Origin of the sequence: Natronorubrum sediminis (assembly GCF_900108095.1) — an archaeon.
GTDB classification, from domain to species: domain Archaea; phylum Halobacteriota; class Halobacteria; order Halobacteriales; family Natrialbaceae; genus Natronorubrum; species Natronorubrum sediminis.
The window spans coordinates 147,049-159,712 of the sequence record NZ_FNWL01000006.1 but is presented as its reverse complement, the minus strand read 5'-3'; the positions used below and the strand labels follow the sequence as shown (position 1 = coordinate 159,712).

Below are 12,664 nucleotides of genomic sequence, written 5' to 3'. Positions count from 1 at the left end.
AACACCACAACAGGCGGCTGGAATTCGAACCGATCCGCCGGCGTCGGATCCCTGCGCCGCAGGGGCGAGTCCGTCTGCGACGGCGGCCGCGCTCCCACCGGACGATCCCCCTGCTGTCCGTTCGGTATCGAACGGGTTTCGGGTGATACCGACGAGATCGTTATCGGTCGTCGGTCGGTTCCCGAACTCCGGAGTGTTCGTCTTTCCGATGATGATCGCACCGGCGTCCTCCAGGCGCTGGACGACGGGAGACGTTCGATCTGGAACGAAATCGTCGAAAACCGTCGATCCGAACGTGTGACGAACGCCCGCTTTTAACGCAAAGAGGTCCTTGATCGCGATCGGAACACCGTGCAACGGGCCGGTGTCTTCATTCCGCTCGATCGCCAACTGGGCCTCGCGTGCGGCCGCTCGTGCCCGTTCGTCGATGACCGTGCTGTACGCGCTCAGTTCGTCGTTTCGACGGTTGATTCGCTCGAGATGCGCGTCGACAACGTCGATCGGGGACAACTCCCCACCGGCGATTCCTTCCGCGAGCTCCACCATTGACATGAAACACGGGTCGCGTGACATCTCTGGGTAGTTTTCGGGATACAGTGATAAACGTTACTCGCACGGCAGAGCGGTGAGGGAGCGTCTACAAAAAATCAGGCCGGGTGCCTCGAGGTCAAGCCCCGAGGCGGTTCACCGATCACGTTCTCGTCGATCCACCGATCCAATCGCTTGCGGTCGTGGCGCTTCACGTTTCGACGATAGATCTCCGCTCGATACTTTCGAACGCCGGCGGTTCCCCTTTTTGTACTCGGTACCGAGTCACGTCCCTGTTGTCTGGTTCGAGGCGTTCGAACACCCGTGTCACCTACTCGCCGAGACCAACGTATATGTGGGTTGTTCCCTATTACCGAAGTATGATTCGGATCGAGTCTCTCCTCGAGACGAGAGTCGAACGAACGCCGAACGAACCGTTTCTTACTGTTCCGGACGAGACGTTCACGTTCCGCGAGGTGAGAGACCGGGCGAAGCGGTACGCGAACGCGCTGGCGGAGTTCGACGTCGACGCCGGTGACAGGGTAGCGCTGTTCCTGCCGAACAGTCCCGAGTTCGTCTTTCTCCTGTTCGCCAACGCGTATCGCAACAGCGTGACGGCGCCGTCGAACCCCGAGTACCAGCCGTCCGAACTCCGACACTCCCTCGAACTCTCGAGTCCGACAGTACTAGTGACGACGCCGGAACTCCTCGAGGTCGCCGTCGATGCCGCGGACGGAACCGCCGTCGAACGAATCCTGACGACGGAGCCGGTCGACGGTCACGAGTTGCTTCCCGCGCTGGCAGCCGACCAGCCGACCGGCGTCGATCCCCACGACGGCGACGCGGAGACGGTCGGTCTCCACATGTACACGTCCGGAACGACGGGGCCGCCGAAGGCGGTCGAGTGCCGACACAGGAACTGGACGATCAGCGCGATCGATTTTCAGAAGCGACTGGAGATCACGATCGACGACACGCTGTTTACGGCGTTACCGCTCTTCCACGCGAACGCGCAGATCTATTCGACGCTCGCCGCCGTCGCGGGGGGCGCGGAGGTCGTGATTTACGAGCGGTTCTCGTCGACGAACTGGTGGGACTGGTGTCACGACCACGACGTTACGGTGTTCAACGCGATGGGGAGCATGCTCAAGATGCTGGACAACCTGCCCGAGACCGAAGCCGATAGCGACAACCCGGTCGAAATCGTCATGTCCGCGGGGACGCCCCCCGAACTCATCGAACCGTTCGAGGAGCGGTTCGGCGTACGAGTGGTCGAAGGCTACTCGCTCACCGAAGCCCCGTTGGCGATGCTCAACCCGGTCGACGAATCCAAACGGCGCATCGGAAGCGTCGGCATCCCGCCCGCCGAAAAGCGCGTTCGGATCGTCGACGAGGACGGGAATCCGGTACCGGCGGGCGAGAAAGGCGAGATCGCACAGCGCGATACGGCGCTCATGGCGGGCTACCACGGACAACCGGATAAGACCGACGAAGCGATGACCGACGGCTGGTTCCATACGGGCGATTACGGCAAACTCGACGAGGACGGATTCCTCTACTTCCTCGATCGAAAGAAGGACATCGTCCGCCGAGCCGGTGAGAACATCTCGTCCTTCGAGGTCGAAAGCAGCATCAAGGCGATGAACGCGGTCGACGAAGTGGCCGTTATTCCGAGTCCGGACGAGTTCTACACGGAGGTTGTGAAAGCGCTCGTCCGAGTGAAAGACGACGAAGAACTCTCACCAGGGGAGATCGTCGATCACTGTCGCGGCGAACTCGCCTCGTTCAAGCTCCCTCGATACGTCGAGTTCGTCGACGAGTTTCCGTACACGCCAACCGGGAAAATTCAGAAACAGAAACTTCGGGAGCGCGAGCAGGAAACGGAGCCGGAGCACTGGGTCCGAGAGCAGTGACAGAACGAACCTGTAACCACACTTTAGTCTGAATTAATCCGGTACGCGTCCTTCTGGGGTCGACTCTTCCGGGACCCCAATCATTAGGTCACTGAGGGGATACATCTCAGAGAGATGCTTCCTGACCCCCGTCGTGCGATCGCCGAGCGGGTCTACTACGGGTGGATCATCGTCATTGGTGCGTTGCTCGCCACGACGGCCGTCTACGGAACCAGCTACGCCTTCGGTGTCTTCTACGACGTGTTCATCGAAGAGTTCGATGTTTCTCGGTCGGTGCTTGCGGGCGTGTTCGGGCTCCAGACGGCACTGATCTACATCGTCGGCGTTGGTGCGGGACGAGCGGTCGACAGGTATGGCCAACGAGCCGTCGCGGCGGTGTCTTCTGCCTTGTTCACGGGCGGGCTCGTTTGGGCCGCGCTCTCGCGGTCGTACCTGGAACTCTTTGCCGCGTACGGCTTCCTCACCGCAATCGGAATGGGCGGACTCTTCGTCGTGAGCTTCGCGACCATTCCACTCTGGTTCGAAACCAGACGCGCAACGGCGTCCGGGATAGCTTCCGCGGGGCTCGGTATCGGAATGGTCGTTTTCCCCCTCGGCACCGAACTCCTCATCTCGTCGGCTGGCTGGCGACAGGCGATGTTCGGTATCGCACTCCTTGCCGGTATCCTCTGTATCACGTTCACAGCGTTCTTCGTCAACCGGCCTTCGGAGGTCGGCGCGGACGCGAGCGTGGAATTCGATGGCGGCGAATCACCGTTCGAGACGATAGACGCTCGTTCCACCCAACGAACATCACTTGCGAGTAACGAGACGATCACTTCACGGCCGTTTCTGCTGGTCTTCCTCGGGTGGGTGTTGCTATCGATGCCGATCTACATCGTCATCAGCCACGTGGTTTCGTACGCGACCGTCATCGGAATCGGCCGTTCCCAGGGCGTTCTCGCACTCACCACGGTAGGTGTCGCGGCCACGGTCGCGCGCTTCGGTGTGGGTATCCTGGCTGATCGTGTCGGCCGAACGCGGACGTTCATCGCCTGTACGTCTTTGCTCGGCGCAGCGATGGTCGCCATCGCATTCGCACCGACACCGGCGGTTTTTCTCGGAACGATCGTTATTTTCGGCGTCGGCTACGGGGGCTGTGGGAGTCTCTTTTCGCCTCTCGTCGCCGATTTGTTCGGTCACGAGGACCTCAACACGTCCTTCGCCGTCATGTCGCTCTCGTTCGCTGTAGCCGGGCTCGCGGCACCGCCGCTGGTCGGGTACTGGTTTGAGATCACCGGTAGTTACACGGGGTCGTTCCTGCTCGCAGGGCTTGGCGCCTTTATTGGTGCCGGTTGCGTCGCTGTCGCATCGAGACTCAACTAGTAGGCGACGGGTCGAAGTCACAGTAGTTCCGCGAACGTTGCCATGGTCGCCTCTTTTTCGTTGTCGCTCGCACCTACCTGTCGGCAAAAGTTCGTTGGCCCCGTAGTATCTATTCGCGAACTTTCAATGACCACCCGAATCTTTCTTCAATCATATTGTACTGAATTGAAGCGTCTGCAACGGAACCTTTTCGGTACTACTGACGTATCCTTTCACATGGGAGACCTTCTCATTAGAGATGCCCGAATCGTCGACGGAACTGGTGCTCCGTGGTTCACCGGCTCCGTCGTCGTCGACGACGGGACGATCGTCTCGGTCCGCCAGGAAGCGAATCCAGGTACCGACGCCGAAAAAACGATCGACGCCGACGGCCGTATCGTCTGTCCTGGCTTCATAGACACGCATTCACACTCTGACATGCGATTGTTCGAGGATCCGACGCTCGAGCCGAAGATCCGACAGGGAATCACGACGGAAATTCTCGGACAAGACGGGTTCTCGATGGCGCCGATGTACCGCGATGGAGGCGCTCAGGAGTGGAGCGCACAATTGAGTGCGCTCGCGGGGCAGGCAGACATCGATTGGACGTGGGGCAGTATTGGGGATTACCTCGACGCCGTCGAGGACAACGGCATCGCACCGAACGTCGCACTGTTCGTCGGCCACGGGACGATACGATACAACCTGCTCGGGATGAGCGACCGAGAACCGACCAACGACGAACTCGCCGAGATGCGCTCACTCGTCACCGGGGCGCTCGAAGAAGGCGCACTCGGACTCTCGACCGGCCTGATTTACACACCGTGTACCTACGCAACCCGTGAAGAGGTTACGGAGTTGGCTACGGCACTCGAACCGTACAACCGCCCGTTCGTTGCCCACATCAGAAGCGAGGGCCGCTGGATCTGGGATGCGCTCGACGAGTTCGTCGACGTCGGTTCCGAGAAAGACATCCCGTTGCACCTCTCGCATTTCAAGGTTGCCGGGCGAGGACAACAGGGCAACGCTTCACAAGCGGTGAATCTTATCGAGACCGCTCGAGATCGAGGGGTCGATGTGACGGTCGAACAGTATCCGTACGCCGCAGCGAGTACGATGCTCTCCGCTACTCTCCCGCCGTGGGTCCATTCAGAGGGGCCGGAGCGAACGCTCGAACACCTCGGAGATGAGGAGACAAGAGCACGGATCCGCCGTGATGTCGAGGAGTGGCGGATCGACGGCTGGGAGAACATCGGAGCCCTTACCGGTTGGGATGATGTGGTTATTTCGGACGTACAAACGGACGCTAACGCCAATCTCGAGGGACGGAGCATCGCGTCGGTCGCTGAGGAGCGCGGCGTGAACCCTGTCAGTGCGGTCTGTGACCTGCTGTGTGAAGAGGAACTGGCAGTGAGCGCGGTGTATCACATGATGGACGAAGCCGACGTCAGAGAGATCCTTACGTACGAGCGAACCTGTATCGGCACCGACGGTCTGTTCGGAGGGAACCCCCACCCGCGCGTATACGGTTCGTATCCGCGGATCCTGGGGACGTACGTTCGCGACGAAAATTTGATGATCCTCGAGGAAGCCATTCGAAAGATGACCGCACTGCCGGCACGAGCGATGGGCCTCTTGAAAAAGGGACTCGTTCGGCCAGGAATGGACGCAGACCTCGTCGTGTTCGATCGAGTTCGAGTCGGAAGCGATGCGACGTACGAAAATCCACGTCGATATTCTGACGGCATCGATCACGTGGTCGTTAACGGTGAATCGATTATCAGCGAAGGGGAAGTGACGGGTGAACTGCCGGGCCGTACGATACGAAACTGTACATGACGGTTTGGCCTAACAACTGATAACCGTAGTTTCCGAGCTGACACAAAGATGCGGCCACCCCACGGTGCCGCTGTATAGACTTGAGGAAGAGACGTGAGAACAATACGCAACGGTCTGCATCCAGAACGCGGTAATCGGCCTAAATTGCTCGACACTATCCTCATACTGTTCAAATTATAGAGGAGTGCGGTTTCGATCTACTCAGTGTATCGTTCACAACTGGAGTCACAAACCCGATCTCCAGTCAGAATCTGGTCGGAATCCAAATTACGCTGCGGTCGAAGAGGCTGTGGTCTGGCTTAACATCGAATGGTGGTCAATGTAGATGTGGTTCATTCTGAATTGACCGAAGTACTTTACACGCCGTTTGAGTCGTATAGAGCCTACTGTCGACCAGATCACGTTTGCGGAGAGTGTCTCGGGCGGCCAGCACAGCACGAAAGCGCTGCGAAGACTCTCACGCCAGTCACGCTCGAGTGCTCTTCGTCTCACACACTAACTCGAGGCTGGAAACGTTTACGTCAACGAGTGGTTCAGCGACATCAGCCGGGCATCTTTCGGCGGTTACAAGCAATGCGAGTTGCCCGAAAAGGTCCTCGAGGCGAGTGATCCATGTCCGATTGCGCACGATTCAGCCCTACTACTAATCATATATTTGATATTTATGGAACGATAAACAACACTGTTGATGTTTGTAATCCCCAAAGCCCAATTCTAATTCATTGAAATGCATGTTTCAGACACTATTCGGTATTTGGGTATATGTGTATTAAATGAACTCTGACTAATCATCCACGAACGGTGTACCGAATCTGATTTCCAACCAAAATCAATCGAAATACGAATTTTATTTATGCTAACGCAAAGATAATACACCTAAATGACAATCAATACTGGCTGTACACCTCGTCGATACAGACTAAGTAAATCTCCTGATATACGGACCAAAACTTCTGGATGAATATTATGTGAGTGCGTTTAATCGAACATTCGCGAGAAATTTGGCGTCTTAGGTGCCGTATTCCCTGTCAACCACGCCTAGCACTTAAGGTGTATTCCAGAGAACTGCGTTCCAATTCCGTCTCGGACGTCACGAAAGCGGGAACGCTATCAAAATATAAATAAATTGGTGGAATGCGAATCCCTCTGTTTAGAAACAACTTCCGATACGTCGGTTCAGCAACCACTGAAACGTTGTTACAAGAGTTCCCCGTCTAGTGAGTATGTCACAAACCGAACCAACACGATGACATAGAGTTAGTACTTATTTTAGCCCAATTCTATTCTATCGGGCCAACACCGTCATTACGAGGTCGACGGCGATCCAATCTTCGCAACGGTGTTGTGCTCGACGTCGACCGCCTGTGCGTCCTCGTCGAGCAGTGCGACGACGAGGTAGGGAACATACGATTCGAAGTACTCGATGAGCTTTCCGATTCGGTCGGCGTCGATCGCCTCGAGCGAGTCGACCAGCATGAACGGGACCGTCTCGTAGATGTCGTGGACGAGATACCCGGCGAGTGCGAAAACCAATCCGGTCACCTCGCGTTCGCTCTCGCTCAAGTGATCGATCGTATCCTCGTAGGCGGATCCATCATCGGTGCTGCGGACGATTTTCAGATCGAACGACGATCTGGTCACCTTTCGTCGCCCCTCGCGAACGTCCTGAGTCGTCCGATCGATCCAGATGCGATCGAGGTTGCCGTACCCGAGCACGTCGAGCAGGTTCTCCATGTGTTCGTTGAACGCGTCGACCGCGTCAGCCTCGATCTGACCGATTCGAGTCCGCAGATCGGTCAGTTCGTCGGTTACGTCCTCACGTCGTTCTTCGAGTCCGTTACGGTCGTCGAGTCGATCTTCGATATCGTCAATCTGCCCGTCGAGTTCCTCGAGACGCCGTTGCGTTCGTTCGAGTTCGAACTCGAGTTGGTTGACCTCCTTGTGTTGATCGAGAACGTCGCCGTACTCTTCGGTCTCGAGGTCGTCGATCTCCGCTTCGAGAGTTTCGATCTCGTCGGTACGGCGTTCACGCTCGTCGATCAGTTCCTCGACACGCTCCTCTCGTCGGTCGATCTCGTCGTCGATGGACTCGAGGCGTCGCTCAGTCTGCCGGTACTCGGTACGGTTTTCATTGATTGCCGAGAGCGTTTCCCGTCGCTCGTCGAGTTCCGTATCGAGTTCAGACCGGTCTTCGAGTCGCTCTTGACGGACGCTACGGAGTTGCTCGATCGTCGTCTCGATTTGGGCCTGAGCAACAGCGGAGCCACAGGTCCAGCAGGTGACCGTGTCGTCGTCGGCCAACAACTGATCCGTTACGTCACTGCCATCGTCGCCCTCGTTGTCGGATCCGGAACTCACCTCGGGAAGGATCGACTCCTCGTCGCTGAGCAACTGCTCGTTGAACTGAATCGTGCTCTGGAGCTGTGAGATCTCTTCCGAAAGGTCGGCCTTCTCTGCCTGTAGCGTGTCGATTTCGGCCTCGAGCCGGCCGAGATCCGTCTCTTCACCTGTCGACAGCGACTCGAGGTCGGTTTCGACTTCTTCGCGTTCAGTTTCGAGGGCATCGATGCTCTCGCGTTCAGTTTCGATCCGCTCACGGACGCGTTCGATTTCCGATCGCGTCTCACGCAACGCTTCGAGTTTCGTTTCGAGTTCGGAGCGTTCCTCCCGTCGCTCCTCGACGTCGACGTCCGTTTCCTCGAGTTCGAATTGTGCCGTCTCGAGTTCCTCCTGAAGCGCTTCGATTTCGTCGGTGACACGCGTTCGTTTTGCCTCGAGGTCAGGGAGTTGTCCTTCGAGTTCCTCGAGTTCCTCGAGTTGGTCGTCGATCTGTCGCTTACGCTGTTTACAGCGGTCGATTTCTGCGTTGATGGCGTCGGTATCGACCGGTCGCATAATCAGTTCGCGAAGATCGTCGCCACGACTGACGGCCCGTCTGGCTTCGTTCGATTCGAGGAGAAATGCGAAAAGATCGATGCGCTCCGACTCGTCGAGGAACGGGTCGCCGTCGGTGACGAGCGTCCCGTTTCGCCGCTCGAGCGAGCGGCGGTACAGTTCGTCACCGAACTCGAGTTCGACTTCACCCTCGGTAGCGTCGGCCTTGAGACTGACCTTGTCGCTTCCGAGAGCCGCCATAAGTGCCTGCAGGAGCGAGGTTCGATTTGTCGCGTTTCGTCCGGCGAGGACCGTTACTCCTTGCTTGAACGTAACAGTCGTTTCGTCGATTCCCCCAATATTGTTCGCGTAGAGCGTCGCCCGTGGCGGTGTATCTTGTTCCGCTCTCTTCAAATCGGTTTTCATACCATCACCTTCTCACCGCCGCCAGATATATTTTCCCTTCGCGCCTGGACAAAAATTCGACAAAATGAGTCCTTTTGCGAATAATTACTAGTATGACGCCTCAAACGACGTCTTGCTCTTGACAGTCACAACTTCGTTCCTCGAAAAGTGTTCGAATAGGGTACTCTTGGAGACACTCTTCACACGTAACGGTGACGGAGACGGTGACGGTAAACTCACCAATATCGACAATGTCGTTGCGCTTTAGCTGTGCGACAGTGTCGGTCGTCACTGCCGCTGTTCGGTTCTGGAGTGCGCCGAGTTTATTGGTACTTTGCTCGACTCGTTCCTCGTCGCTCGGCGTATCGAGTTCCGCCTCGAGACAGTTCGTCAGGTGATTGTACACGGTCTGATGCGAGACGAAGTTTGACTCGACGTCGTCGATCGGGACGCCGTCGCGTCGCAACTCGTTTCGCGTCTGTACCCGCGTCCCGCTGCTGACATCGTCGTCAGTCAACAGCCGGTACGTATTTTCGACTTCGCCGTCTTTCGGAACGATTCCTGTGTCCTCGAGGCCCGCTTCGAGGATTTGCTGGTTAACGTGGGTTGCGAGTTGGCGTGTGCTCAGTTGTTCGTCACCGTCACCGACCCAGTACATGACCAGATCGCTGTTGAGACTCGAGAGTTCGTATTCTGCGGCGACGCGTCCAAGCTTGCATCCACAGGCAATTTCGCCTTCAGTAGATTGCGGTCGTTCGGTCACTATCTCAGAATCAGTATCAGCGTACAAAAGCACTGGGTATTCGGATGTCAACTGCTAATTCACCATTGATATTTTCACAGTGACTGTGAGCTGTTTGGTGGTCACCATTATCGTAGGTCATATATTTACAGTTGTATTGTCGTAATGGGGTGCGTGACATCACAGGTGGGCCAGCCGCTTTTCCGTTGGATACACCATGGGGCTATCGAATTGACAATTGCGTCTACGTCGGCACCTTCGAATAGGTTAGCAATACTCTACGTTATCGACGATTGCGATGGTTTTGTCGACACCAAATTGTGGGCGACACACGGCACGAATGAGTTCCGTTCGTCACTCGACAATGCAGTCATGGTAATATTAGCATCGCCGATATGTTCGCACTGCAAAAATCTGGCGTTCGCGGTATCTCCCTCGAGTTACATGAGCGAACCGATGGGCTACTGTCAGTGCTACCGGAGCTGGAGTGATTCGGATGAACCTCTGCGAGCGGAACTCGTTTTGAGCGTCGGGTCCGTCGTGACTGACGCCGAGTACGAGAACGGACTCGTTGATTCCTTTGTGCCGCCAAAGCGATTGTCGGTGCGAAGGAGTCTGACAGCGTGATTTGTTCTGCGTCCGGGAAAAACACGTTCTGGTTAGGCCTACTGCTGACCGAAGCGCCCTCGTTGCTCTATGAAGTTCAGTAACCAACCCCAGTGTCCGAGGAGCAACGTACCGTCCCGTCCATGTGCGACCGAACTCGAGAAACGAGTAAAATGACGAGCCACCGGATTGGACTGATCGGCTACGGAAAAATCGGATCGTTGCTACACGAGTGAATCGCGGCACGTGATGCATACGAACTCGCGTACGTTTACTCGAGGGGAGAGAACGACCCCGTCGATGATGGGGTCGAAGTGGTTGATCGAGACGCACTCGGTACGCTTGCCGTTGACCTTGCAGTCGAGGCCGCAACTGGGGCCGTCCTGGAGTCAGTCGGGGAAGAAGTACTGTCGCTGTCGGATCTGATGGTCCTTTCGACGACGGTGCCTGCTGATCGAACGCTCGGGGATCGACTCGTCGAAATCTGCGACGTGAACGACACTCAGCCTTACATTCCCACACTGCGATACTGGGGACTGTCGGCTTCTAAAACGCCCGAGTAGATCTCGAGCGTGCACACATCGATATCCGCGAAAATCCCTCGAACATCGATTTCTCGTACGCCGATAGCGACGCAATTGACGGCGAGACGGTCCTGTATGTGGATTATTGAATTAGACAGTCTATGATTCAGAGAATCAATGAGTTATGACTTTCCGAATCAGTGAATACTTGAATCAGTGATCAACTAAATTGTTGAGCCAACGATTCGACGACCGGCTGATTATAACGTCACTGAATCACTAACTAGGGGATTTACTGATTATATGATTCAATGATTCAATGACTCAATGAATTCTTGATTCGCTGAATTCTTCGAACAAAGAGGCCCTGGGTCTATGAATCATGGTTCCACTGGCTCAATGGTTAACTACCAACTGATTTCCGAGTCACTGAATTTCTGACTCAAATATTCACTAACTATCTGATTCACTGATTCGGAAATTCATTACCTTCGATTCCTATCTCTCCGACTCAACACCTCACAAATTCCTTGATTCACGGAATCACTGAATCCACGACTCCTAGAGGTATTAATCTATTAGGTCCTTGAATTGGAGGGGAAGTAATGCAGTAACCGTGAGTTCTGTATATTTTTGACTCAGTAACTCAGTGAGTTTCGAACTCAAAAATCATTGAATCACAGATTCAAAAAGTCATAAATCGTGCTACCAACATTAACCAAACTGAGGCACTGTCTAGTTCAGCACCTCCTCGGCTGGCGTTCGGCCATACAGTGCTTGATTCGGTCGATCATGGTTGTAGTGGTGTCTGAAGCGTCTGAGCCAGATTACTAGCGTCTCTACTCGTGGAATGTACAGTGGACGAAATTCTGGAGGATCTGAAAAGTAATAGTGAGGAAGATACGCACGTTCTTGGTTCAATTGTTGTAATTCAGTATAGAAAGTTGATTGACCAACTATACGAGACGGAGGTTGTAGATGGTCAGCAACGCCTCATAACGATCTCCCTTCTTCTCTGGGCGATGTAACAATACTATGATGACCAGGGGGAGCCGATTGCCGAGCAAATCCGAGAGACCTATCTCCACGAAGCAGATTTCGACATCAACGAATATCCGAAACTAGAACTCAGTCGGTTCAATAACGATCGGTACCAGGAGATTATAGCTGGAGATCCCACGAACGTTCTGGAAGAGGAACAACTCCGATATTCTATGATTTTTCGCTAACAAGATCGAGGACCTCAGGCGCGTCGCCGCAGTCCGGGACGCCGCGCCCGACGCCGAAATCGCCCGGGGTGCGAATCTCGAGGTGATGATCGGGTGCATGCTCGAGAGCGCCCTCGTGCTCCACGCCAGCGCACACCTAGTCGCCGGACTCGGCGACTTCTCGTACGTCGATCTCGACGGAAACCTCTCGTTCGAACGCGATATCGCCGACGTTCCGAAGGGGCCGACACACGATCTCTTCGGTCCCGGTCACGGCATCGTTCCCGATCCCGAGGTCGTTCCTGACTCCCCCGTTTGAGATGACGGTCGACGATACCCGACGGATCGAGTCGCAGCGTGACGACGGTGATACAGCGACGTTGCGCGTTCGATCCCTGCTTGAGGAGGACTCGAGCGCGAGTACTACACGGCGACCGTCGCTGTCGCTGGCACCGCCGACGACCGCTCCGTTGAGGTGGCAGTCGGGCAGCAGTCGCCGACCGACGAGACTCCCGTCGGGCTCGTGACGCCTGGACCAGCGATCTCCTCTGGCTCCGCAAATCGATCAAGCGGTATTCGGTTGATTACCGGTCGCCGATTCAACTGTTCGACAATTTGGCTCGCATAGAGCCTCGCAGCGGGCAATCGAGTCAACCGGCGTCTTTTCGAGTTGTATACTTG

At 55.8% G+C, this 12,664-nt stretch carries 8 protein-coding genes and 1 pseudogene; 5 read left to right on the top strand and 4 right to left on the bottom strand.

What is annotated here, in order from left to right:
* The coding region (locus tag BLW62_RS18225) for an amidase (RefSeq protein ID WP_139305434.1) at positions 1-573 on the bottom strand (573 nt) is incomplete at its 3' end.
* A gap of 335 nt (positions 574-908) precedes the next feature.
* Between BLW62_RS18225 and BLW62_RS18220 the strand changes: the two genes are divergently transcribed.
* From BLW62_RS18220 to BLW62_RS18210, 3 genes are all read left to right on the top strand, one after another.
* Positions 909-2,441, top strand: a complete 1,533-nt coding sequence (locus BLW62_RS18220; protein WP_090508451.1) for a class I adenylate-forming enzyme family protein — start codon at positions 909-911, stop codon at positions 2,439-2,441.
* 114 nt (positions 2,442-2,555) lie between these two features.
* Positions 2,556-3,806, top strand: a complete 1,251-nt coding sequence (locus BLW62_RS18215) for an MFS transporter (protein ID WP_090508450.1) — start codon at positions 2,556-2,558, stop codon at positions 3,804-3,806.
* A 216-nt stretch (positions 3,807-4,022) separates the two neighbouring features.
* Complete coding sequence (locus BLW62_RS18210) at positions 4,023-5,624, top strand: N-acyl-D-amino-acid deacylase family protein (protein WP_090508449.1); 1,602 nt, start codon at positions 4,023-4,025, stop codon at positions 5,622-5,624.
* A 1,305-nt stretch (positions 5,625-6,929) separates the two neighbouring features.
* Here the strand turns inward: BLW62_RS18210 and BLW62_RS18205 are convergent.
* From BLW62_RS18205 to BLW62_RS18415, 3 genes and pseudogenes are all read right to left on the bottom strand, one after another.
* The gene (locus BLW62_RS18205; RefSeq protein WP_090508448.1) at positions 6,930-8,924 is read right to left on the bottom strand and encodes an archaea-specific SMC-related protein; all 1,995 of its coding nucleotides are present in this window, start codon (positions 8,922-8,924) and stop codon (positions 6,930-6,932) included.
* A 100-nt stretch (positions 8,925-9,024) separates the two neighbouring features.
* Positions 9,025-9,666: a rod-determining factor RdfA gene (rdfA, locus tag BLW62_RS18200; RefSeq protein ID WP_090508447.1), complete on the bottom strand. Its 642-nt coding sequence runs from the start codon at positions 9,664-9,666 to the stop codon at positions 9,025-9,027.
* Positions 9,667-11,510: 1,844 nt separating this feature from the next.
* A pseudogene (locus BLW62_RS18415) lies at positions 11,511-11,600 on the bottom strand (IS6 family transposase); the annotation flags it as partial.
* A 20-nt stretch (positions 11,601-11,620) separates the two neighbouring features.
* On the opposite strand from BLW62_RS18415, the gene BLW62_RS19275 reads away from it, so the two are divergent.
* A complete protein-coding gene (locus tag BLW62_RS19275; RefSeq protein WP_090508445.1) occupies positions 11,621-11,803 on the top strand; it encodes a GmrSD restriction endonuclease domain-containing protein in 183 nt (60 codons plus the stop codon).
* A 286-nt stretch (positions 11,804-12,089) separates the two neighbouring features.
* Positions 12,090-12,302, top strand: coding sequence for a hypothetical protein (locus BLW62_RS18185; RefSeq protein WP_245726754.1), 213 nt, complete (start codon positions 12,090-12,092; stop codon positions 12,300-12,302).
* The last annotated feature ends 362 nt before the right edge of the window (positions 12,303-12,664 follow it).

What these genes read in the sequence shown, in the direction of transcription:
- BLW62_RS18215 (WP_090508450.1), top strand. Translation starts at nt 2,556, where the DNA reads ATGCTTCCTGACCCCCGTCGTGCGATCGCCGAGCGGGTCTACTACGGG.
- BLW62_RS18185 (WP_245726754.1), top strand. Translation starts at nt 12,090, where the DNA reads ATGATCGGGTGCATGCTCGAGAGCGCCCTCGTGCTCCACGCCAGCGCA.
- BLW62_RS18205 (WP_090508448.1), bottom strand. Translation starts at nt 8,924, where the DNA reads ATGAAAACCGATTTGAAGAGAGCGGAACAAGATACACCGCCACGGGCG.
- BLW62_RS18210 (WP_090508449.1), top strand. Translation starts at nt 4,023, where the DNA reads ATGGGAGACCTTCTCATTAGAGATGCCCGAATCGTCGACGGAACTGGT.
- BLW62_RS18220 (WP_090508451.1), top strand. Translation starts at nt 909, where the DNA reads ATGATTCGGATCGAGTCTCTCCTCGAGACGAGAGTCGAACGAACGCCG.